This window comes from Bacillus cereus group sp. BfR-BA-01347 (assembly GCF_022663835.1).
Lineage (GTDB): Bacteria > Bacillota > Bacilli > Bacillales > Bacillaceae_G > Bacillus_A > Bacillus_A thuringiensis_K.
This window is the reverse complement of sequence record NZ_JAKUGG010000017.1, coordinates 18,770-44,116: the sequence shown is the minus strand read 5'-3', so window position 1 is coordinate 44,116 and position 25,347 is coordinate 18,770. Positions and strand designations below refer to the sequence as shown.

The window sequence follows — 25,347 nt, the reverse complement described above, 5'->3', positions numbered from 1 at the left end:
TTCTTAAGTTATAAATTTCATTCGATAGGGTTAAAAAGAAAAAAGATCACCCATAAGGGTGATCTTTTTTATACTTCCATAATAATCGGTAAAATCATAGGTTTTCTCTTTGTCTCTTCGTACAAGAACTGTCCTAATAATTCACGAATATTTTGTTTTAACATTGACCATTCAATTGAATATTCTTTAATTGACTGCTCAACAATCATACGTACAATCTCTGTAGATCGTTCAATTAACGCTTCTGATTCACGAACATATACGAAACCACGTGAAATGATTTCTGGACCAGAGATAATTTTCTTTTCATCTTTACCAAGCGTTACAACAACTACTAGTATTCCATCTTGAGATAACATCTTTCTATCTCGAAGAACGATATTACCAACGTCACCTACACCTAATCCATCAATTAAAACATTACCAGCTTGTACTTTACCGACTAAGTTCGCTTCATCGTCACCAAAAGCAATTACATCGCCTTTTTCTACGATAAAGATATTTTCTCTTGTAATACCTACATCTTCAGCTAAGTATGCATGTGCTTTTTGCATACGGAACTCACCGTGTACGGGTACAAAGTACTTTGGTTTCATTAAATTTAACATTAATTTTAATTCTTCTTGGCTACCGTGACCTGAAACGTGAACTTTTCTTTCACCGTAATAAACAACTTCAGCTCCCGCTCTAAATAACAAGTCGATAATTTTTGATACAGATATTTCATTACCCGGAATTGGAGAAGCCGCAATAATAACCGTGTCACCTTTACGAATTGAAATTTGTTTATGAGCTTGCTTTGCCATTCTAGATAGAGCAGCCATCGGTTCACCTTGACTACCTGTCGTTAAAATAGCTACCTTTTTCTCTGGGAAATTGTCTACTTCTTGTAGTGAAATAACCATACCTTCTGGAACATCTAAATAACCAAGACGTCTTGCGATATCTACCACTTTCACCATACTACGTCCTACAACCGCCACTTTTCGCCCTGTTTCAGCAGCTGCATCAAATACTTGTTGAATACGATGTACATTCGATGCAAATGAAGCAACAATAATACGACCTTCTGCGCCGTAGAACACTTTAGAGATTTCTACACCAACTTCTTTTTCTGAACCTGTATAACCTGGGCGCTCTGCGTTTGTACTATCAGATAATAAGCAAAGTACGCCTTCATTTCCGATTTGCGCCATTTTCCCAAGGTCTGCTCCACTATTTCCAATTGGAGTTTGATCGAATTTAAAGTCTCCCGTATATACAATCGCACCTTTTGATGTATGGAAACAAACACCAACAGAATCTGGAATACTATGTGTCGTTCCAAAGAATGACACCGTTGTAGTATTAAACTCTACTGTTGAATTTGAATCGATTGTTTTTAAGTCTACACGGCCTAACATACCCGCTTCGCCAAGTTTTTCTTGTATAAGTCCTACTGTTAATTTCGTTGCATATACTGGAATAGATAATTTACGAAGTACGTAAACAATACCACCAATATGATCTTCATGACCGTGAGTAATAAATAAACCTTTTACTCGCTCTTGGTTTTCCACTAAATATGTAATATCAGGAATAACGATATCAATTCCAAACATTTCATCTCCTGGGAACATTAACCCTGCATCTACAATAAAGATTTCAGAATCAATTTCAACACAGTACATGTTTTTCCCGATTTCACCTACTCCACCAAGAGCAAATACTTTAACAGACTCATTCTCTTTTCTCTTCATGTTGTTGCCTGGTTTAAAAATCTTTCAAACACTGATTTCACTAAAATTGCAGAGACACCAGGGGAAACTCTACAACCACCATATATTCACCGTCCAAGACGAATGTCCTTACCGTTATGCGATATCATGTCCTTGTTTATTTTTTAAACCAGGTTTCACCTCTCTTTCATTATATAAATCAAATATCTTATTCGATATGATATGAAAATGTAATCAAATTATAATTTTTACCAATTTTGCTAAGCATACCCGTACTAAGCTACTTAGCCATATTATACCTGATACAAGAAATAGAACACAAGTTAAATCGTGCGAAAGAAAGAGGAAAAGAACGGAATGACAATAAAAGTATCGAACGTATTTCCTTTATATTTACTCCGATTTTATACTCCATATTATTTTGAAGAACTAGCCATACATACGCCAAATTCATTTCATAATAGGAAGTTTCAAGATTTATTTTTCTAGAATCCAACAAAAACACTTACAAAATGGATTTTTTTTATGAATTACGTCACATTTTAGGGGATTTCTCTAAAAACAGACACCGTGGTTTATTACGTTTATTCCATAATATCTATCATTTTTTGACTCAGTTAAAGGGGTATGATTATTTTCTTATACACATAATGAAGAAGCGATTAATGTTCTTATAAAAACACATATAGGTGAGAAAAAGAGGAAAAGATTTGCATATAATAAAAAATGACCTAGTTCTACACTAGGTCATTTTTTATTAACGAGGGATAGATTGCATAACAGATTGTAACGTTACTCTTTCCTCTTCTGTTAATGGAAGAAGTGGTAAACGTACAGAACCTACATCTAATCCAACCATTTGTAACGCTGTTTTTACTGGAGTTGGACTTGGCGCCATAAATAATGAATCAGTTACTCTTACAAGTAATTGATGTAATTTTTGTGCTTTCTTAAACTCTCCTGCTTGAAATGCTGTAATCATCTCTTGCATTTCGTTTCCGATAACATGAGATGCTACCGAAACGATACCTTTCGCTCCAACTGCCATAGCTGGTAACGTTAAACCGTCATCACCGCTGTATACCGCAAAGTCGTCCGCTGTTTTTTCAATGATCTCTGTCATTGTTAACACATCGCCGCCGGCATCTTTAATAGCAACAATGTTTTCTATTTCTGATAAACGAACAACTGTATCAACGGAGATTTGTACAATAGATCGTCCCGGAACGTTATATAGCATAACCGGAAGCGGCGTGCTTTCAGCAATTGCTTTAAAATGCTGATACATCCCTTCTTGGCTCGGTTTGTTATAATACGGTGCTACTAGCATTACTGCATCCACACCAACTTCTGTTGCCTTTTTAGTTAAGTCAATAGAAGCATGCGTATTATTGCTACCTGTTCCAGCGATTACGGGCACTCTTTTATCGACAACAGATACGACATGGCGATATAACGCTACTTTCTCTTCTGAAGTTAATGTAGGAGATTCTCCTGTCGTTCCTCCTACCACGATTGCTGTTGTACCGTTATCAATTAAATAATTTACCAATTTCGTTGTCTTTGCAAAATCGATATTCCCGTTTATATCAAACGGTGTTACCATCGCGGTTGCAATTGTCCCAAAATCTATCATGGTCTCACTCCTTATTGTTCCAGTTGCTTTTCTTTTGAAAGCTCAAACGCACTATGTAATGCATTTACAGCCTCCACTAAATCAGTTTCTTTTACAAGAACCCAAATTGTTGTATGACTATCTGCCGATTGTAGGATTTGAATACCTTTTTCCGCTAGAGCTGTAACGATTTTCGCAGTAACCCCTGGGTATCCTGCCATTCCAGCTCCAACGATAGATACTTTCGCACAATGTTCTGTCACAATTGGCTCATATCCAAGGTTCTTTAATAATTTAACTGCATGACTTGATACATTATCACTCACCGTATATGCTACGCCAGTAGGTGAAATATTAATTAAATCGACGCTTATTCCTTCGTTCGCCATCTCTTTAAACACATGTTGTTGCAAATCATATGCCGTTTCTTTTGCAAGCACCTTAATTTGCGTTACGTTTGATACGTGGGCAATACCTGTAACAGGACGTTCTTCTACATCACGACCTCTCGTAGCACCGTCATATGCTGAAATAAGTGTACCTTCACTATCAGAATACGTAGAACGTACACGAAGTGGCACTTTTGCATGCATCGCAATTTCAACTGCACGTGGATGAACGACTTTCGCACCTTGATAAGCCATGTTACAAATCTCGTTGTACGTTACAGTTTGAAGATGACGTGCATCTTTTACAATACGAGGATCCGCAGTCATAACACCTTCTACATCAGTGAATATATCGATGTATTCAGCATGAAGTGCAACACCTAATGCTGAAGCTGAAGTATCACTACCTCCGCGCCCAAGTGTTGTCGTATCACCTTTTTTCGTTTGCCCTTGGAATCCTGTAACGACGATTACATCTACATTTTCCAACTCTTCATGTATACGATCGCAATTCATTTCAATAATCTTTGCATTCGTAAAATCATCATTCGTTACAAAACCAGCTTGTGCACCATTTAATGCTGCTGCTTTTATACCGTTCTCATTCAACATATTAGAGAAAACAATTGCAGAGATTAACTCTCCGCACGATAATAATAAATCTTGCTCCCGTTTAGAAATAGTAGATTCCTCTTGATTTACAAGACTTAATAACGTATCCGTTGCATATGGTTCACCTTTACGGCCCATAGCAGATACGACAGTAACTACTTTATAACCAGCAGCTAATGATTTTTTTATATGATGAAGCGCATGCTTACGTCCATTGTCATCACGTACTGATGTGCCACCAAATTTTTGAACAATTATTTTCATATTTTGCACCTTCTCTTAGCCGTTTACACTAATTGTAATTTTACTAAGCGCTCTGCAATTTGAACAGAATTCCATGCAGCGCCTTTTAATAAGTTATCAGATACGACCCAAAGATGGAATCCTTTATCGTTATTTAAATCTTTACGGATTCTTCCAACGAATACTTCGTTTTTACCTACTGCAGTAGCTGGCATTGGATATAACTGCTCTTCTGGATTATCTTGCAGAACAATACCTTCCGCATTTGCAAGTAAGCTCTTTAATTCTGCTACTGTTACGCCTTCTTTTTCTACTTCGATGTAAACAGACTCAGAGTGTCCTGATACAACTGGTAAACGTACACATGTTGCCGCTACTTCTAATTCAGGCATATGCATAATTTTTTTCGTTTCGTTAATCATTTTCATTTCTTCAAATGTAAATCCATTATCTTGGAATTTATCAATTTGTGGAATCGCATTAAAAGCAATTGGGAAATGCTTCTTATCACCTGATACAGGAAGAACATTTGCCTTAACTTCTTCGCCATTTAAGATTGCTTGTGATTGTTCATGCAGTTCTTCAATAGCTGCCGCACCAGCACCTGATACAGCTTGATATGTGGAAACGATTACTCGTTTTAAACCATATTGCTGACGAACTGGCTCAAGAGCTACTACCATTTGAATTGTAGAACAGTTTGGATTTGCAATAATACCATTATGTTCTTTTAAGTCATTTTCATTTACTTCAGGTACAACAAGTGGCACGTTTTCTGTCATACGGAATGCACTTGTATTATCAACAACAATCGCACCGCGTTTTGCTGCTTCTGGGGCTAATTGTTTCGATACAGATCCACCAGCACTAAATAGTGCGATATCTACTCCTTCAAAGCTTTCAGGAGTTGCCTCTTGAACCGTAAATTCTTCGCCTTTAAATACAAGTTTCTTACCTGCAGATCGTTTAGATGAAAGTAACGTTAATTTCCCGATTGGAAATTCTCGTTTCTCTAAAGTATTTAACATTTGTTCACCAACTGCGCCGGTTGCTCCAACTACAGCGACATGAAAAGTTTTTTGCTTTTCCATCACTATGCCCCTTTCTAGATACCAATCCTTCTATAACTTAGAATCAGAAGGAGTATACAATACCCCTTCTAATCTTAATAACGTTAATTTTATCATATTCTACAGTAAGAATGATGGTTTCATCAAAAATTGTCCGTTTTTTTTCGTTTTTTAATTCATATATCTGAATTTTTCTACGACCACAGGTTGCAATTGCTTCCCTTGCAGCGCTTCTAATACTGTATCTTCCAGCAGCTCCATGCGAGCTACCATTGAGTTCGGTTTTTTCTCTGGTGCATCTTGGCCGAATGGGACGAAGTAGATGTTTTTCGTTGCCATTAGGCGCATGAGGTTGACGCCAACATGGTAGCGACAATATAAACATTTCTTTTCTCTTCTATTATATATTCATTTCAAATCCTGTAAATTTATTTTGTATACCATATTCTTCACAGGTACCCATAGACGAATTAGACGGTACTTTAGTAATTAAATGGAAAAGTTCTACTTTGATATTGAGTTTACTACAGCAGCATATTTACATATATATCCTTTAATTGGTATGATTTACTTGTTCGCATAAAAGGGGGGAGATTTTTGAGTTTAAATATGTATTTAGGGGAAGTACATGCCCAAACCCAAAGTATGAATGCTGTATGTACGGCTACCATTCAAGGTATGGAACAAGCGATTCAGTCGATTGACGCTTTTGCAATTGATACTGTGTTACAAGGACAAACATATAGCAGTGCAAAATCATTTTTTGTACAAACCTTTCGCCCTTTAGCACAAGGAATCATTTATCTGTGTGAAGAGTTAATTCGTCAGAATTATGCTTTTCCAAGTCAATTCCAATCACAGGTCGCTTCCACGGATGTCGTTGAACAAGAGTTACTAGAACAAATTCGAGAAATTGACCGAATGAAAACAAGTATAGAAGCCATCAATCAAGCTATGCCAATCTCGGGTATGGACGCTATGGCGAATCTTTTTACTGTCATGAGGAAAAAACTGCAAGAAAAATTAGAACATCTATATGAATTTAATTATACTTCTAGTAATAATTATGATACTGCACTCCAACTAGCCGCTAGCATTGCGATGGGTTTGGCGGAAGTTCAAAGTGGAAAAGGCTTTAGTCCTGCAAGTGGTACATTTAGTACGCAAGGGTTGAATATGGAGTGGATAACTTCTATCCAAGCGATTACAGAAGAAAAAAAACGTCATTCTGAAGGAAGTAGTATTATAGAAGAATCGTTGTTCGATAAATTTAAAGATACTGTTGAAAATAACGTAGAAGCGATAGATCAGTTGTACGAAAAGTTTATTCGCCAGATAGAAAACACTCCCCTTATTGGGCAATATTACAACTACAAAAAAGGGCAAAATGAAGCGGTGTTAGATGAACTTAAAGGAATATTAAACACAATTTTACATCCAATAGATAGTGTTGAGGGTGCTGTGTATGCTCTTTCTCACATCGACGAAACATTTGCTGCTGTAGAACAAGCTATTTCTGATTCGTGGAATCAAGATGTTGTAAATGGAGATTGGAATAGCAGAGCTAAATGGTATGGAAATGTAGAGATGCAAGTTAAATTAGCAATCGCTGAATTATTCGTAGGAACAAAAGGTGTAGATAAAGTTTCAACGTTAGGCAAAACCTCAAAACTTAGTGAAAGTGTAAATTTTATACACGGCACTAAAAACGTAATAACTTTAGATAAGTATAAGCAAAGCGTTGACATGTTGAATAATATTCTAATGCCAAAAAATCAATTTGCTTATACAGGAAGAAATATTGTAGACTCTTTCTCAGATAGCAATGCCCTTAAACAATCTAAAGAAAAATTATTGACTCATCAGTTTGCTGAAAGTACAGCTGAAGTTAATAAGGCAACAAGCGGAGCTGACTTGGATTTTAGAAAAGTAAATATTCAAACCAATGAAATTGGAGAAACTTTAGCTACTAGAAAGGAAATTCGAGCGTATAAAAAGGAATGGGGAGAATTAGGTATAAAAGTTAATATAGATAAAAAAGGAACAATTCTTCCAAACAATGTAGAAGCAGCGTTTGATTTTGTTAATGGGGATATATATTTAAAGAAAAAACCATCCGTCATAAATATGCATCATGAGGGTTTTCATGCAGAGCAGTGGTTAGATATAGGAAAAGAGCAATATATGAATCTTAGTAGGTTAGAAAGAGAAGAATATGTATTTGAACAAGTAATGAAAAATAAACATTTATTTGATAAAGCTTCTATTGACCATTCAATAGAATATATCGAAAGATTAAGATTGAAATATAAATAAAAGGGGAATTTTATATGTCTTTAGATAAGTATAAAAATATGTCTGATGAAGAGTTTAAACAATTGTCTACTGAAGAATTTCAAAATTATATAAAATTAAAGCAAGAAGATTTTTCAAGACATTATAGGAAAATAAATGAAATTACTGTAGATGTAATGTTAAAGCCTCAGGAAGCAATAGAAATTGCTAAACATTATCATAAGAAAAATAAATTAGATGGAGTAGTTAATGAAGATATCAACCAGCTTTTCTTTGATGAGGCTTATACATTTAAAATTGTGAAAGAAAATAGAAACAATGATGATATAAGACCAGCTTGGAGAATATTAGTGGATTTACCAAAAAACCCTTTTCTTATGGAGGACTATACACTAATTGTGTCTGATAGAGATAAAAAAGTAATGGGTATGCTCGATCCAAATGGGCATCCAGTATTTAAAGGCAATGAATTTACAGATGAAGATATTGAATATATTATGAGCGATGAGGATTCTAAAGATTAATTAAGGTAATAATTTAGTGAATAGTTTTATAAATAGAATAATTGTCTTTTTTAATTAATTTTTATGCTATTTTGCTAGATTCTAAGGGCAAAGAAAGAAGAATTTAAAAGAACAAGATAAATGGAAGAAAAATTTTTATATCTCTATTTTTTATATAATGATACATTTATTAACATCAACTAGGAGGAACATTCCTTGAAAGTTGTACGCTCTATATTTAAAGGCTTTCGTTTAATAAGTTTAATTGTAAAGCCAATACTTAAAGCATTATCTAAAAGTAAATTTTAAATCTCATAAATATTAAAATCCCCTTCTGCATATAGGTGCAAAAGGGGATTTTTTTCAAATTATTCTATTCGTTCTACAGACAGTACTCATAGATAAATAAGAAACGGTGTATATTTACCCTAACATTTATAAAGATGAAAATCAATATATAATTATCTACATATAGAACCAGATAATAATTTTGTTCATAAAACTATTCTTTTGTTTTATTTTTTAATGTACTCGTACCACCAGTTTCTTTCATCCATCCAAGCTGTAATCTTATCAAGCTCGCCATTAGGTAGTACTTCAGTTTGTAAGTACGCTAAACCAGTTAATGGATCAGAGACAACCTTCCCTTTTGTTCCACGCTCATTCATAGCATTTACGACTTCCTGAACCAGTGAAATGCCAAATCCACCAGATTTAACGTATTGATAGCCACCATTAGCAACAGATTGTTCTGTTTGTTCCTCACCTGTAAACCAAGATAACGGTTTACTGCCAGTCAATTGGTTCAAATCACACTTACCGATACCAGGTACATTACCTGTCTCTGTGTATTGCCAAATATCGCATGGATAAGCAGGCTTGTTACCGCCATAACGAGGAATCCAAACAAAGTCAGATTTTACATTTGCCATACCAAACGGAGCATACATATGATGACCAACGTATAAACCAACTTTCTGAGCACCTAATCGGCGTAGTTCATCAATAAATGCTTGTGTGCCCACTCTCATATCATTCATTGTTTTTACTTCAACATCTGCAACCCAGACTGTCGCGCTCTTGTCTCCACGGTTCCAGAAGTCACGAGCTTCTATTCGTGCATCATTTTCAGAAACGAAACGACAGAATGCATAGTTACCAAAAGGAATACCATGTTGCTTCATGGCTTGTACATATCCTTTATACAATGGATCTACATAATTTGAACCATCTTGTACACGAGCGATGATGAAATCAATGTATTGCTTTGCTATAGGCCAGTTAATGTCACCATTCCATTTTGAAATATCAATAATTTGTCCCATTACTTAACATCTCCTCTTCTATCTTCTTGTTTTTGTTTACCGCCTAAAATCTCAACTGCATTTGTTAAAGCTTGCGGAAGCGGAATACCCATTCGTCCAGCATTTTCTAAAAGTGAAAGTAACTCATTACCCATGAAGAAGAAAATTGTTGCTTCACGAATAGCACTGTTACTTCCTAACGCTGCATCTAATTGAGCTGCCGCTCCAACTAAAAGAAAAAGCACCACCTTTTTGGCGATGCCTTTGAAACCAACTTTACTTTTTAATTCTCCGTTATACCCTGCTGCAATCATGCCAGTTAAATAATCAATAACTGCCATCGTTACTAAGATTTTCAATGTTGCATCCCATCCTCCCAAGAAATACCCACAAAAGCCACCAAATGTAGCAATAAATGCTTTCATTAATACATCAATACGATCCATCTTTCCATCTCCTTATTTATAATAAAAAAAGAGAGACGCTTGTCCCTCTTTTCTCAAAAACCATTCAATTGTATTAATCCAAGTAAGTTTATTTGTCTGTTTTATCAAGATCATCCGATAATTCCTTTAAAATATCACGTGCTTCTTTCTTCTCTTCATCTGTTAATTTAGCATTCTTACTCTTTGCTTCCAACGATTTAAGCACTTCCATGTATGTACTATCTTTAGTGCATACAGTGTCTGTATAAGAGTCGCCAATAGCAATTAGTGAATAATATTCAGTTCCTCTACTTGCCATAGCATATAATGTTCCATCTTTGCCAAGAGTCATAGAACTATTTGAAAAGTTATCTACTATATTATATGTCTTTGGGAGTCTCCATTTAAGTGTACCATCTGGGTTTATTGCATATACTCCACCAATACCATTTGTAGTAATATAAACTACACCATTTTTATCTATTATTGGTGCACCGGTAAAACTATTAGCGACATATTTCCACTTCAATGTATAATCTGGATTATAGGCATATAATCCATCTGCCCCACTGACATAAATTGTTCCATCTTTAGCATTAATAGCAGGAGCAGAAAATGCATATGAAGGGTTGTAAGGATGCCATTTCCATTCTTTTATTAAATCCCCATTTTTATCAAACACATAAAACTTACTTCCGCCATTAATATATATTTCATCATTTAAGCCAAGAGTAAATCCAGTATTACCTCCATTACTCCAAACATATTTTTTCCATAATTCTTTGCCATTCTGATCATGAGCATAAAGGTAATTAGTCTCACCACTTGTAACTACAGTATAAATTGTTCCATTTTGTGAGAGCATTGAAGAAAGTACTTGATTTCTTCCACTAAAAATTTCATTTGATTCCCACTTCAACGTGCCATCAGGATTATAGGCTTCTAATCGATGTCTACCGTTATTATGTACGTAAATAGTCCCGTCTTTACCTATAATTGGTGTTTCAACAGCGTTTATTTTAACCTGCCATTTAATCGATCCATCTGGATTTAAAGCTGTTAATTGATAGCCAGGCACATAAATAGTCCCATCTTCGGCTATAACTGGTGAACCATAATGCGTAATTAAGTTATCTTTAATCCATTTTGTTGAACCATCTTTATTAAAAGCATATAATTTGCCATTGTAATTTCCTATATAGATTGTACCGTCACGCCCAATTGCGGGTTGATTACTGAAATTTTTCCCTCCATCTTTATCATAGAGTTTATTTTCCCATTTTACATTAGATGTTTCTGCACCTGCATAAGGTGAGTTTCTGCTCCAGTGCTGCCCGAAAGGAGCCTCTGCCTCTAAATCATATTTTCCTTGTTCAAATTGTATCCCTTGTGTGTTAATGGTTTCGGCTTTGATCATTGAATTAGGATGTACCCCTACCATTAATGCAAACAGAAGCATCATTAACATAAATTTCTTTTTCATAATATACCTCCTAGATGAAATATTAAATTATATGACAATAAAATCACATTTATTATATATTATAATTAATAATTAAAACACTTAAAAACTAATATAAACAGAAATAAAAAAAGACCAGCTAATGCTGCTCCTACTCTGTTTGCGTATTATTTTCATTAGTCGGTTTTGGTGGTTCTTGTGATGGATAAGAACTGGTAAGCGATGTATAACACTCCATACATATGTGCTTTTTCGCAAATCCCATATCTAGTTCATATAGACGTGCTCCACGTTTACATATTTCGCATCTTGTTGCAATACGGAAATATATCGTTCCATCCGTTTCCCCCCACACCTCTACTTTATTAGCACCATATAAACCGGCATTGTTTAGCATATCAAAAGGAATTCGCACAAATACTCCGTTTTCGTTTCTTTCTGAATCTACTAACCTACCAGCAAACGGAGCACCTTGCCCTGCTTGTAAGGGATAACCTTGTAAATCTTTGTAATCATCCATATATTTTCCTCCTAAACGTTAGGTAGCTTGTACCATTGTCCTCCCATTCCCATAAAATAAAACCCATAGCCTTGACCGCCATCAAAGAAACGAATGGACCCAGCTTGGCCCATTTTATTACGCCCTAAATTTATTCCCTGCGTTAGAATAGGTTGATTTATGAATACATCCTTTTCTGTACTTATATCAAAGGTCTGCCCATGAGCAGCTGGACCTATGTTGTTATTTACGCTGCCTATAGCAATTTTATTAAACGGTTGAAGACCATCGGCCCTTTCTGCTGCCGCACGATCCCAGTTATACATGCAAGCATAGTTACCACTAACCAATGTTATACCTGAAACACAAACAGCTCTACCCGCAGAAACTTGCGCATTTGCAGCTGTAACTTTAACTACAATCATATGTTCTTGTGGATTGTAATTGTTAGGAACGGTAAATGTGAAATTATACCTTCTAATTTCACCATAAAATGTAGATGGCTCTGGAAAATCTTTATATATTTCATGCCAAATTTTATAACTCACTTCATCCAATGGCGTAACAAAACATACCTGCAATCGTGGTTTTGCAGTTGTACGCACACCGTTAATCTGTGCGGTTCGATAATGTGCTGACAATGTATAAGAGTTTCCTGGATGAATCCCGTTTTGAACCTTTGTTTCTGGATAATTATATGTGTCGACACGGACTGCATTTACCATTTGTTCATAGTTAAATATAAAAGTGTTATTTTCTATCACTACACCGTTTCCTTGTACTTTCCAAGGTAGACCATATCCAGCACCAAACCCCTGATAATTGGGGTTACCTATGTTCAATTTTGGAACACTAGAAAAATCATGATCGGCTATTAAATTTCGTTTTGGCATAACAGTTGTTTTCGTTCCCCACTCATCTTCAAAAAGGAAGTCTAACATTTTAATAGTAACGCCGTTTTTATCGATGGTAATCTTATCGCCATTAATTTTGATAAGATTCGTATCAATACCCTTTGCGGTTAACCATCGCACCATTGTATCGGCATTAATATCCAGTTTTGCAGCATTGATTGTAATTTTCCCAGGGGACATATTAATCGCAGTGACAATGCCGTCCTTTAAAATCCGCGCTAAAATCCCTTCATCTAACACTTCTAACTTAGATTCCGTTTTCTTTACATAGGCATTATAAGTCTCATTTATAAACGTTTCTTGTTTTCCAGAGATAATTGAAACGCCTTTTTCAGTAGCACTAATACTTCTTTCTAACTCTGTAACTTTCTGATTGTATTTCTCAGTAGCTACTCTATTAGCTATATCTTCTAGCATTTTATCAACATCGGTTTGATCTTTCGGATGTAACCAAAATTCTGTAGCTATAGTGCCGCGTTGTAACATAGGTGCAGCACACCATAAACGCCCATTTCTCGTAACGTAATAACGCCATCTCACAAACGCTGCATTAGCTGGCGCTTTATCTGTACATATAGCACGAACCCATGTATGATTTACAAACTTGATATTAGTTCTAGCTGTTTTAACACGAGTTTTTTTGTCAGCCGTCCACCATTCAATTTCTATAAATGCACCGCCACTATCAATAAGTGTTTTCCCATCCGTATTGAAATAACCTGATGCAACAAAGTCCTCGTTAACCTGACACTCAATGAATTGACTTGTAAGTCCCCACCAACGATCTTGAGTCTGGCCAGTACCGGTAATTGCAAATGTATTCATACCTTTGTATTTTAAATTCGTATCAACAGATCCAGTTGCTCCATTACCACTATTCCAAAACCAATATTTCTGCCCTAACTTAAAATCCGCATCACGCAATTCGTTGACAGTACCTAAACCGCCTACATAATCCTCAACGTCTTTCTTTTTCATTGTTAATTTCAATGCTTCAGAATGTTGACCTATTGTTGTAGTAGCCTCACTAAGCGTTTTTCCTTGCTCAGTTTGTGTTTCCTGTAATCTCTTAACACTTGCAGTTGTTCCTTCTGCATTCTTTTCTACAGTGTTAACACGTTCATTAAAAGAGGTTTGTGTTTTTTCTACCGTTTTAATACTTTCTTTGATTCTATTCACACTTTGCTCAATCTCAGTTGTTTTTTTCGTGAACGTTTCTTTAGAAGTAACTTCATCATTAGCAGGCTGCCATGTAGTTCTTATGTTCCCCTCTTCCAATTTCGCATGATGTGAGTTTAAATTACCATCAATATTGCGTCCAGAGTAATAAAACCTAATTTGAGTTACATCCTTATCTTTTGTTTTGAATGTAACAGTTAGAGGCTCGTCCTTATAATCTACATTAACCTTTAATTGTGAATCTGCACGTACAGATTTCCATTCTTGCTCTCCGTCTGTATAAGTTATTGCCGTTTCTACACCGAACCAAGGATTTGTATTAAGTTTAGTCATTTTCCCAGTGAATAAAAAAGAAATAGTAAACGTCTTATTTCTGTAATTAATCTTATTAGAAAGAGTCATTTGTTTACTGTCTGACCATGTTCCGGTCATATTCTGTTTGTTTAACCCTGTTTCTGAATCGCTTGCTAGATTAATTGAACCTACAGAAATGTTACTTATGTCGGTTTGTAATTGTTCAATGGTCTGCTTATTTGAAGTCGCCGTGTTCTTTATTTCATTTGTTGTTTTTGTTAAAACGTTTGTTGTTTGCTTCACATCGGCAATAGTTTGTTTTGTACCTTCAACTGTATCTTCCACTGTATTTAATTTTCCAGTGATTTCACCATCTTTTTTTGTTAATGATTCAATAGATTTAGTAAAACCCTCGTTAGTTTGTTTCATTCCAGAAACAGTTTTATTAATTTCATCTTGAGAGTTTTGTACATTTTTAATAGTTTGCGAAACTTCTTGGAGACTATTTTTAACTTCCTTGAATTGTCCATTGGTTTCGCTTTGTGCTTCTTCCACTTTTTTGTTTAATTCTTCTTTTGTGAGCTGAATATCTTTATTAACTTGTTTCAGTGTTTCTTCCTTTACTGACTCTACATCAGGAATAAGAAGCTCCCAACCTTTACCGTTCCACACTTTTAAAATACCTGGTTTACCGTTGCTAATATCTCTCCATAATGTTTTACCTACTATAAGATTATCGGTCAGTGGATTTTTAGCTTCAATAATATTTACCGTATTATTTTTTAGATTTTCCTGGACCTTTTCAGCAAGTTTCTTGGCTGCTTGAGATTCTCTTTGAGCTTGTTCGGCTGTACCCTTCGCTTCTTCTGCTAACTTTTCTAGTTGTTCTAATAGTTCTTTATTAGCTTTATTACCTAAAGAAGCAAGTACTCTATTGTATAATTTTCGCATTTCTTCATTCGGATCGGTAATTTCACGATAATCACCAAATACATATTTATCTTGTGAAGGGTCTGTAAATGATTCATCACCAGCGATTGCACGTGCTTCTAAATAAAGTTTCGGTGTAAATCCTGTATCTTTTATTCGAATTGTATCCCCCTCATTAATCAGCTCATGAGCTAGTCCAAATACACGACCAATACTTTGTGCATTTACTTCATAAGAAACAGATGTATTAACGCGTTTCTTTATCTCTGTTTTCATAAGAGTCATTAAACGTTGTGGTGTTATATCTTGCTCTGTCTCCGGTGTATAGAATCCGAATTTATGTTGTCCTCGTTCATTCCATCGCTGAAATGCATCATTGTCTACAAGATAAGGAACTCCATTATTAATACTAGAGATCGTTATAAAGTCTCCACCTTCTTTTTTTACGAACCCTAATAGGGCTGTACAGATGTTTTGGGAATTCTCAATTCGTTTGATACCCATCAAATCTTTACCAAGAGTTACTTCCTTGCCTGTATCACGTCCTCGCTTTTTCACCATATCTACATAACGACCAACAATTTGAGACCCTACAACTTCCGCGCGATATTGAATTTCTAAATCGAATAAGGAAGCAATGTCTTTTAAAAATTTCAGTGGATCTATGAATTCATCAATCGTCATAGTGTGGAAGCCAGCGTACTCTGTTTTTCCTCTTTTCCACTTCGTACCCACAAGAGCTATATCGATAAACTCATTGACTGTTTTACCTACAATCTTCTGTGGATTGATAATGCTAGCTTTCGCGAGTTGAATCCATTCACCAGATGCATAAGCAATGACTGATCTATCATCTGAATCTTTTTCAGCTTCAGTAATTATATATGGAATAATGCGACCATCACATACTTCTTTTAAAACTAAATTTTGCTGCATGAGTGTCACTGCATGATCTGTATTATCAAACACTTTAAACTCTAATGTATCAATGTTATTTTTTATTTCCCAATGTCGTTTATCGTCCCAATAATCTTTTGGTTGTATATTGGAAACGATTTGACTCGTTTTAAAATCAACAACATGTAAAATTCCGCTTGGTGTTCTCATCTAAATCGCTCCCTATACGTTACTTTGGCTGTTCCGACAGTAGAAGGCATGATTTCTAGTTTATTAGAACTCTTATGAATAACAGGATAGTCACTAAATATATCTTTTAGATTAATAGCACTTTTACCATTTATCGTTACAAGACTTCGCTCAGTATCAATAACTACTTTGTCACCAACATCAAAGATATAAGGCGGATTATTTTGTGTATTCATGTTAACCTTCCAAATTTTCAAATCGTCAATAGACATTTCCGAACAAAACATGTTGTTAGAGAATTGAGAAATACTAATTTGTACTTGAGTAATTTTATTCATATTGACGTTATTTTCATCGAACCATACAACAAACCTTTCAGCATCATCAATCTCCGTACCTAAAATAAATTTAGAAATATACGCTTCCCATCTGTTCCCAGTTCTAGCAAGCCATAAACGACCTCTAAAATTTGTCCAAGTGTCTGGGTGATCTCCATGTTCATTAATGAATACCTGTCCACCTGGTTTTTTACTATTACCAACAGAAGCGAATCCACTGTTTTGCTCGGCTTCCCATTGAACATCGCTCATCGATATACGAGCTACATAATCGCTATTTTCATCAAGAAGACCGATTTCCACACGTCCCATTTGATCCCAATGATGACTATTAATACGTACATAGGCTTGCATAATGAAATCCTGTAATGGTCCTTGTGGAATATTCTTTTTGGCTATGCAACCATGCCAACCTTTTACTGTAGGTTCACCTAGATATTCAGCCATAAAACGATATCCATCTGATTTAAACTTTCCTCCACCTGTCATGTCTTCTGTTTTAGGGAGATCCGTCCATCCTATGGTTGTCCCCATCTCGTCCCATAACACACGTTGATTTCTTTCCACTGGAACCTGGTCTGCTTTCAATGGATATCCAATGCGAAAATAATCCGTTCCATTCCATACATCAAGAAATGTGGAAGGCTTCGTTACTTCAACTTCTATAATTGGGTTAGATTCGACGCTCCCTTTGTTTTGAACATTTGCTATTAACCCATGTCCATCCATTTCAAATTCTACCGTTTTAGTAGGCCCTAACTTATAAGGCATCGGACAAATAAACTTCAAAGTGCCTTTACCTAACGTAACGAAATCATCAGGATTAAAATCCTCATCAATTATAGCTAAATATGTTCTATCAGGGGTTGCATCAAATACTAGCTCAACTGCTTCTTCTGTAATTAACCATGCTGCTATTTCTTCTTTTAACGTTTCTAAATCTGTTCCATCTGGAACGATAATTCCTACAGGGACAGGAAGTGGACGAGGATCCGTTTCTGTTCCTAATAATCTTGCACCAGGATATCCAGGTGTTTTTAAGAAATTGCGTTTTAGAGGTGCCCATGTTGGTGGACTCCATCCCTTTTCTATTTGAATGTACTCCTTTCGTTGGTTGTTAAAAGTAAAAGAACTCATGCCAACACCTCATTTCTTTATAAGATAAAAGAAACCCAAACCTAAAAGGCTGAGTTTCTTTTTGCTTCTCTTTCTTGATACTCGGTTGTATAGCGATAAGTACCGCGTGCCACGTCTCTTCCTTCTAAATTAACAGGCACTTCAATAACTAAATCTCCACCAAGCATTGGAATAACTCCACCACTAGAAGACGAACCAGATCCGTAATTAATCACTTGATTTGATACGCTGCTTGCCATAGCTTGTCTACTATTTGACATGCTTCCATACACACCACTCATGACACTCTTTAATCCTGATAATTGACTCACAGAACTAGCCATCATACGGCTCATATCACCCATTAATTGATTTATTTCTCCCGGCATAACAAATTGTTGTCGTGGCATGGCTGCTACTATTCCTGCACCAATATCTCCAAGTGTCTTTTTATTCAAGGGAAGCACTGCTTCTCGCCCCGCTTCTCCTGCACCTTGCAAGTTTCCGCCATTCATTCCAAAGATAGTTGGTTTAGTGAAGATACCACCTTTTGCACGCCAATCAATATTAATTCCTGACGGAAATGTAATATCTTTACCTAAAACATTTTTCGTGCTTGTTTGTAAGCTGAAGTGTGGAAGAGGTGGCATTTCTGGTTTTGGAATTTTTAACTTCAAGTCACTAAAGAATCCTTTAATCTTTCCAATGAATTTTTCTATACTGTCAACTGCATCTTTAATTGGATCTATAATAAAATGTTTTGCCGCTTCAAATTTTTCTTGAGCTGCATTCTTAACTGATTCAAATTTTTCCCGTGCTGTGTTGTACATATCATTGAATTTCTCTTTTGCAGAATTATAAGCTGAAATAACTGGTTCAACGATGTATGTGTAAATCATCTTCCACGCTTCAAGTGTATAACCTTTTATTTTCGCCCAAATTCCTAACATCCAATTGGATAAATCACTAAACTTTTCTTTTACTAAATTCCAAGTATCTTGTACAGGTTTTATAATATATTGTTTAAATAAACCCCATGCTGCTGATGTATATGATTTAACTGTCTCCCATTGTGAATTTAGCCAAGAAACTAAATCACTGAACTTTTCTTTTACTAAGTTCCAAGTGTCTAAAACAGGTTGAATAATATATTGCTTAAATAGTCCCCAAGCAATCTGTGCCATAGCTTTTGCAATTTCCCATTGTGTACCAAGCCAAGTGACCATTTCACCGATTTGTGTACTTACCCAGTCGTAAGCTTCCTGAATTGGTTGAATAATATATTGACAGATTGCTGCCCATGCGATTTGTACACCTGCCTGTATTAACAACCAACCAGCTTCTAAAACGGTTGAAACTGCCGAAATAATTGGATCTAAAACAGTAAGAATTGTATCCCATGTTTCTTGCCATGCTTGCGTTAATGTTCCCCACAATTCAGATGCTGTTTCAACTAAAGAGGACCACCAGGAGGAAGCAGTTTCAACAATACCAGACCATAAACTACTAAAGAATTCACCTATTGGATCAAAGAAACTATGCATCATTTCTATGAAAGAAGACCATGCTTCAGAAAAGAATTCAACAGTAGAATTCCATGCATCGCTACACGCCTGCTTTACACCCTCCCATAAATCACTAAAAAATTGACCTATTGGATCAAAAAATTCATGCATTGCTTCTAAAAATGAAGACCATGCTTCACTACAGGATTGGGATATCCCGTCCCAAAGCTCTACTAAGTACTCTTTAATAGAATCCCATGCTTCTATTGTCCAATTTTTAATATCATCCCAGTTTTTATAAATAGCCACTCCTAGCGCAACTATAGCGGCTATGATAATAGGAACAATAGCAACTATACCTAGTGCCGCGGCGGCCCCAATTTCAAATACCCCCATGACCGATACAACAATTGGTGCAATAGCCATAAGTGCCCCTGAAATTACTCCAATAGCCGTTGCAACTGCTGCTAATGTCGCTGCTAATTCTGGATTATTAGAAATCCAATCAGCAATACTAGCAACAACATCAGCAATTACTCCCAGTATAGGTTCAAGAGCCATTTGTAAATCGCCCATCGCTTTTTGGAACTTTACTGCTGGATTTGCATCTAATTTTTTAACAGATTCATTCAAGTTGTCTTGGTTTTGTTGAAGATCTTTTGTTTTCTTAGAAGCTTCAATTAAAGTGTTTGTTAAATTTTGACCTTGATCTTCAAACATAGTGGCTAGAACTTTAACCCCAACCTGATTTTTCTTAACTGGGTCTTCTATTCCGTCAATAGCTTTAGCTACTTCTACCATCGCTGCCGCGCCATCTCTTCCGCCTTTAGCGACAGACGCTCCCCATTTTTCTATTTGTTCAGTTGCAATACCAGAACCGTCAAGCGCTTCTTTTAAAGCCTTATCAGCTCCTTGTGCGAATTCAGTTAATTGAATCCTACCTTCTTTCAGTCCATCTAAAAGATTATCAATATTCCAACTACCAGTTTCAACACCAGCTTCCATAATTGCTTGGACTTCCTCAGCTTTAAAGCCTGCACGGGTTAGCTGGCTACCATATTCAGCAATGATGTCTAACTGTTCTGGCGGAAATCCCATTTTTAACAAAGCATCAACCATACCAAGAGCACTATCTTGCGTTATTCCTAATTCATTTCCTATTTCATAGGTTTCTTGAATCAACTCTGTAAAATCTATACCGTCATAGGATTGCGCGATTGTTGCTGCACCTTTAACGATAGATGCATTCGCTTCATCACTAATATCTTTATTTAAAGCCCATTGCCTACGTACACCAGCAAGTGATTCTTCAGCATCCACTCCATAAGCTGTTACGCCTCTTATTGCTTCTTCTACTGATTTTTTCGAGGATTCAGGGACATCAAAAGATATATCAATTTTGGTTTTCAATTTTGACATATCAAGTGCTTTTTCAACAGCTGTTGCAATTCCACCACCTGCTGCTAATCCACCGATAACATTCTCTAATCCCACTTTTAGACCTTCAAACTTCTTCTCGGTTCTGCCAGCTTCTTGTTGTAAGTCTCTTAACTCATTTTGTACTTGTTGAATAGAGTTTCCGGCATCCACAGATCGGAGGGCGCGTTGTAATTTTTCAATATCAGCTTCAGTTCCTAAAGCTTCACGACCAATAAGACCAATTGCTTGTTCTAACTGTCGACTTGTAGCCGATCCACTTTTAATTGCATTTACAAGACGATTACCTAATGCGCTAGCAAAATCATCAACACTTTTTCCTGTAGCACTAAATAAAGTTTCTAATTGCCGTGTTGAACTTGCTACATTTTCTTGTTCGGCTTTCATATTACCGAGCTTGTTTTTCAGACCATCAAGTGACCCTTGTGTAAATTCAATTTCACGCCTAAATGCGCGGTACTGCTCTTCTGAGATTTTCCCATTTTGAAATTGCTCTTGAACCTGTTGCTCCGCTTCTTTTAATTTATCTAGCTTTTGTGTAGTTTTTTCAATTTGTTGTGTAAGCAACTGTTGCTTTTGAGCAAGTGCCTCAACGTTACTGGGATCAAACTTTAATAAACGTTCAACATCTTTTAACTCTTTAGCCAAAGAATCACTTTGCTTATTCACGTCTTTTAAGGCATTTTGTAACGGCTGCGTATTTCCTCCAATTTCAATCGTAATTCCTTTAATTTTTCCTCCTGCCATTATCTCACCCCTTTTTTCTTAGAAAGCATTAAAGTCTTCTTGAGTTGCTTTTCGAACTTTTTCTTTTCCTGGATTTTTCATTTCAGCATACTCAGCGATATAATCAAAACAATCACCAATCGTCATTACTTCTAAGTCCCAATATGTGAGCTTTGCTTCATAACAAAGAGCAAGGAACAATTCAGTGCTTAATTCTTCATCACCGAAGGTCCCTTGCTCTCCATTAATTTTCTTTACTTTTTTTTTGCTCCCATTGTTTTTTGAACCATCTCATTAATTTCCGGCATTATATCGTAAATAGGGAACTCATCAAATCCTTCTAACCAAGTCATCGGGTCTGGAATTTCAGGATCAGCTGTTTTAGCGTATAACCAAACTAAATCGTAACAAACTTCAAAATCTACCTTGTCGAAATCTAAGTTAGAAAAATCAATAGTACCTTCTGTTGCATCTTGCGAAGCGAATGTACCTATAGCTCCTAATTTAAACATATCGGCAAATAAATCCCGTCTAAATTGCGCCTTATATCGCTTGGCTGATGCTGCGTTAGCTTTTAATCTGACTTGTTTTCCATCTATTGTAATTGTCTTTTCCATTCACTTACGCCCCTTTTGGTAATGCAGGTACTTTTGTATAAACTTTTTTGTACCAATTATCATAGATTTCTTGTTTTGATTTAGTAGTAGTTTTCGTTTTAACCATACGTTTTCCATTAATATCAATAGGGCTTGATACAAATTTAAGCTCATTTGTATTTGGCTCCGCTGAATTAGTTTTCGTTTTAGATGCAATTGTTGGACGACTTGCTGAACAGTTAAACATAACATGTCGAGTCGCTCGTACATCGCCATCAAATTCAAACAATAAAGCAAATGGTTTTCCTTTTGCGTCAGCTAATTCATTTAATACACCGTCTTCTGTGTCTAATTCCTCTCCTAATGCATCAACTGCAAATTGCTCTGGAATAGTCGCAATAGATAGCGTCCCATCATAACCTTGGTTATTACTTGCTGCATAGTAAAGCATGTCATCTGCATAGAACTCAATTAAATCCCCTCGTGGATCAAATGTTAATTCAACCGCACCTGGTAATCGTATCGGTGTACTAAATGTAACTACACCATCTTTAATGTCATAGAGTGCATAGTGGACATTTTTCAGACCAAAAGCTACTTTGTTTTCATTCACCTACATCAACCTCGTTTCATAATTTTTTTGATACATTTTTTCAGATTCAATAAAAGTCCCATACGAGTCATAAGGAATCTCATGATCGTCTAGGACTTTTTCAAGTTTTTCTTCTGCAACTAAATCTTTCTTAGTTGTATAAAGCTCAATATTTGCATCGTCTATCTTGTGATACACCTTGTTATCAGCCATTAAATTTGCTGATCCGTCTACAAGAAAACAGATGTATGGTGGTTTTGGTACTGGATTACCGGGCGTTGCTGTAAAATGCGAATAAGCCACAGGATAACCTGTAGCTTCAAGGATTTTTGTTAATTCACCTAATGTCATTATTCAAGTGCCCTTTCAATTCGTCTTGGTAATTCATTAAGTACATACTCTTCAACTGGACGAATATGTACTTGAGCCGGAACTCTTCCACCACCAGCCTTTGCATGGCCATTTTCCAAAAGATGCGTTAGTTGCCCTTTTGTATTGTGGACAACAACGCTATTACCTTCTTTTTTCTTACGCCACCCTTTACGATAAGCACCTGTTTTTTTAGGACCACTTTGACTTAATTTACTTACAGCTTGATCAGCTACTTCTTCTTGTGCTGTCAATAATTCTTCTTCCACAACATTCGCATATCTTTGTAATTCTCTAGCAAGATCACTCGCAAAATCGTTCATATTAAACATGCTCCTTTGCGATAATAGTCAATGTTTGATACATTTCATCATCATTCATTGGTGGTTCGATAATGTCAAAGATACGATTTTTCATTTTAATTCGCATTAATTCTGTAATTCCTGTTGTATAAGGAATTACAAACCGATAAATTCGTGTAGACTGTGAAGCCGAAGCTTCAATATACTCTGAACCTTTTACCGTTTTTATCATTGCCCACGCTTTTTTTACTTCTTGCCAATTACCTGTTTCAACTTCTTGATTCAAATCATCTTTTATTACTTCAGGTTGCTCAATGATAATTCGATTTCTACAATCACCTGTATTCAGTGGTTTCTTGTACTGAAAAGGACGCATATTAATCACCGTCCAATTTAATTTCTTCTAATGCTTTATCGATACCTAAACTATTAATCTGACTTAAAAAATTCTTGTCAAAATACTCTAATGCATCGTTATAAACATAACGAGAACGTTCAAAGACTAATTCTTTGAACTCCTCGTCTTTATTTAAATCATAATTCCCACAAACCCTAAGTAATGCCTTGTTAGACGTAGAAAGGATGCGCTTTAGGTTATCATCTTCCTCATCACCCAAGTGCATCCTATCTTTAAATTCCTGTAATATTTCATTTGAAATTACTGTATCCATTCACATCATCCTTGTGTTGGTGGAGTTACTTCTTCAAGCTTTAATGTGTAAACTTGTGAAGTGTATTTATCCTTCGGTTTACCTGTAGCATATTGTTTAGCAATATAAACAGTTGCATCTTCTAAAGCTAATGTTTCTTCATACTTCTTGATTGGCTCTGTTCCACCCATTGCTGCAACATATTGACCTTTAACAAAGAATAATACTTTTCCTTGAGGTACAAACACTGACTCTGTAAGAATTGGATTAAATGGCAAACTAGTTACATATACTCCAGCCGCATTTTGAATTGTCGCGTTTGCTTGAATATCAAAAGTATCAAACGGATTAGTTACCATAACTACTTTACCAGCAATATTTTTTGGTCGATCTGCGTCTGAACCATCAGCATTTAATTTTTTAGCTAGTAGTTTAACAACACCTTTTAATTCATTGATTGTTTTGCGGCCTGGTTCGAACGTTAAAGTGCCTACTGGCTTTTTATCTGGATATACTCCATTCACAACACTTCCACTTGGATCTTTTAATAATCCAATAGGTTCATTTTTACCTGTACCAGCTACAAATCCACGTTCTAAACCTACTTTCATCGCTTCTGTAATCATTGTACGAACATAACGTTCTACCCATACAGGCCCAAGTTTCAACATGTCATTTGCTAATGGAATAAATGCCGTCAATTTAAGTTGGGAAATGCTATCTTTACGGAATGTAGCATTTAATTGACCTTTAATACCATCAAATAATGGTCCCCATACCGCTGCGCCTTCTGGATCTCCGTAAATAAATTCTGTTACTGCACCCAGATTTTCAAGACCGATATGTTGTAGGAAAGGATGATCTTCAACTAAATCATCAAAAATACGTTCTTGGGTTGTCTTAGGTAAAGTTTCAGTAGACTTAAAGCCGCCTTCTTCCACAACTGCATTAAAGAATTTCATTTCTTCACTTGTTAATACATTAGCACCGCGAGATTGCATAATAGAACGATCTACCATTGATTCATTCACTTGATTTAAAATATCTGTTCTTACATCTGTAGCAAGTGCTTCAATCATGGAGTTCAATGCTACTGATTGTTCTTCCGCTGTACCTTCCTGTGTAGCTTTTGCAAATGCTAGTTTCTTTTCTTCAAAATTATTAAACTTGATAACCAT

General features: G+C 35.9%; 20 protein-coding genes and 1 pseudogene. 2 read left to right on the top strand and 19 right to left on the bottom strand.

Annotated features, from left to right (window positions below; translation table 11 throughout):
- Positions 1-68 precede the first annotated feature (68 nt).
- The 5 genes and pseudogenes from MR143_RS22395 to spoVFB all read right to left on the bottom strand — a co-directional run.
- Entirely contained in the window at positions 69-1,739 is a 1,671-nt protein-coding gene (locus MR143_RS22395) for a ribonuclease J (RefSeq protein WP_000823089.1), read from the bottom strand.
- A 736-nt stretch (positions 1,740-2,475) separates the two neighbouring features.
- Positions 2,476-3,354 carry a 4-hydroxy-tetrahydrodipicolinate synthase gene (gene dapA, locus MR143_RS22390; protein ID WP_000564763.1) on the bottom strand — a complete coding sequence of 293 codons (879 nt, stop codon included), beginning with the start codon at positions 3,352-3,354 and terminating at the stop codon, positions 2,476-2,478.
- Between the two features lie 11 nt (positions 3,355-3,365).
- Entirely contained in the window at positions 3,366-4,598 is a 1,233-nt protein-coding gene (gene dapG, locus MR143_RS22385) for an aspartate kinase (protein ID WP_000692450.1), read from the bottom strand.
- 23 nt (positions 4,599-4,621) lie between these two features.
- Positions 4,622-5,668, bottom strand: coding sequence for an aspartate-semialdehyde dehydrogenase (asd, locus tag MR143_RS22380; protein ID WP_000414846.1), 1,047 nt, complete (start codon positions 5,666-5,668; stop codon positions 4,622-4,624).
- 150 nt (positions 5,669-5,818) lie between these two features.
- Positions 5,819-6,007, bottom strand: a pseudogene (gene spoVFB, locus MR143_RS22375) (dipicolinate synthase subunit B); the annotation flags it as partial.
- Positions 6,008-6,244: 237 nt separating this feature from the next.
- Here spoVFB and MR143_RS22370 point away from each other — a divergent pair.
- Both MR143_RS22370 and MR143_RS22365 read left to right on the top strand, forming a co-directional pair.
- Complete coding sequence (locus MR143_RS22370) at positions 6,245-7,963, top strand: zincin-like metallopeptidase toxin domain-containing protein (RefSeq protein ID WP_242280989.1); 1,719 nt, start codon at positions 6,245-6,247, stop codon at positions 7,961-7,963.
- 14 nt (positions 7,964-7,977) lie between these two features.
- Positions 7,978-8,466 (top strand): hypothetical protein, encoded by a 489-nt coding sequence (locus tag MR143_RS22365; protein ID WP_000050864.1) that lies wholly within the window; start codon positions 7,978-7,980, stop codon positions 8,464-8,466.
- A gap of 494 nt (positions 8,467-8,960) precedes the next feature.
- On the opposite strand, the gene MR143_RS22360 is transcribed toward MR143_RS22365, so the two are convergent.
- From MR143_RS22360 to MR143_RS22295, 14 genes are all read right to left on the bottom strand, one after another.
- Positions 8,961-9,770 carry a GH25 family lysozyme gene (locus MR143_RS22360; protein ID WP_242280988.1) on the bottom strand — a complete coding sequence of 270 codons (810 nt, stop codon included), beginning with the start codon at positions 9,768-9,770 and terminating at the stop codon, positions 8,961-8,963.
- Entirely contained in the window at positions 9,770-10,195 is a 426-nt protein-coding gene (locus MR143_RS22355) for a phage holin family protein (protein ID WP_070179436.1), read from the bottom strand. Before MR143_RS22355 ends, MR143_RS22360 begins: the two co-directional genes overlap by 1 nt.
- Positions 10,196-10,283: 88 nt before the next feature.
- On the bottom strand, positions 10,284-11,657 hold the full coding sequence (locus tag MR143_RS22350; protein ID WP_242280987.1) for an outer membrane protein assembly factor BamB family protein: 1,374 nt from the start codon (positions 11,655-11,657) through the stop codon (positions 10,284-10,286).
- Between the two features lie 130 nt (positions 11,658-11,787).
- Positions 11,788-12,156: a hypothetical protein gene (locus MR143_RS22345; RefSeq protein WP_242280986.1), complete on the bottom strand. Its 369-nt coding sequence runs from the start codon at positions 12,154-12,156 to the stop codon at positions 11,788-11,790.
- An 11-nt stretch (positions 12,157-12,167) separates the two neighbouring features.
- Complete coding sequence (locus tag MR143_RS22340) at positions 12,168-16,559, bottom strand: phage tail spike protein (RefSeq protein ID WP_242280985.1); 4,392 nt, start codon at positions 16,557-16,559, stop codon at positions 12,168-12,170.
- Positions 16,556-18,013, bottom strand: a complete 1,458-nt coding sequence (locus MR143_RS22335) for a distal tail protein Dit (protein ID WP_242280984.1) — start codon at positions 18,011-18,013, stop codon at positions 16,556-16,558. Before MR143_RS22335 ends, MR143_RS22340 begins: the two co-directional genes overlap by 4 nt.
- A 41-nt stretch (positions 18,014-18,054) precedes the next feature.
- Positions 18,055-21,681: a phage tail tape measure protein gene (locus tag MR143_RS22330; RefSeq protein WP_242280983.1), complete on the bottom strand. Its 3,627-nt coding sequence runs from the start codon at positions 21,679-21,681 to the stop codon at positions 18,055-18,057.
- 233 nt (positions 21,682-21,914) lie between these two features.
- On the bottom strand, positions 21,915-22,277 hold the full coding sequence (locus MR143_RS22325) for a hypothetical protein (RefSeq protein ID WP_242280982.1): 363 nt from the start codon (positions 22,275-22,277) through the stop codon (positions 21,915-21,917).
- A gap of 4 nt (positions 22,278-22,281) precedes the next feature.
- Positions 22,282-22,869 (bottom strand): major tail protein, encoded by a 588-nt coding sequence (locus MR143_RS22320; RefSeq protein WP_242280981.1) that lies wholly within the window; start codon positions 22,867-22,869, stop codon positions 22,282-22,284.
- Positions 22,870-23,199: a hypothetical protein gene (locus MR143_RS22315; RefSeq protein ID WP_242280980.1), complete on the bottom strand. Its 330-nt coding sequence runs from the start codon at positions 23,197-23,199 to the stop codon at positions 22,870-22,872.
- Positions 23,199-23,540, bottom strand: a complete 342-nt coding sequence (locus MR143_RS22310) for an HK97 gp10 family phage protein (RefSeq protein WP_242280979.1) — start codon at positions 23,538-23,540, stop codon at positions 23,199-23,201. The genes MR143_RS22315 and MR143_RS22310 overlap by 1 nt, the downstream gene beginning before the upstream one ends.
- 1 nt (position 23,541) lies before the next feature.
- Positions 23,542-23,895 (bottom strand): phage head closure protein, encoded by a 354-nt coding sequence (locus MR143_RS22305; RefSeq protein ID WP_001247276.1) that lies wholly within the window; start codon positions 23,893-23,895, stop codon positions 23,542-23,544.
- A 1-nt stretch (position 23,896) separates the two neighbouring features.
- Positions 23,897-24,190: a hypothetical protein gene (locus tag MR143_RS22300; RefSeq protein ID WP_029442425.1), complete on the bottom strand. Its 294-nt coding sequence runs from the start codon at positions 24,188-24,190 to the stop codon at positions 23,897-23,899.
- Positions 24,191-24,195: 5 nt separating this feature from the next.
- Positions 24,196-25,347, bottom strand: a complete 1,152-nt coding sequence (locus MR143_RS22295; protein ID WP_242280978.1) for a phage major capsid protein — start codon at positions 25,345-25,347, stop codon at positions 24,196-24,198.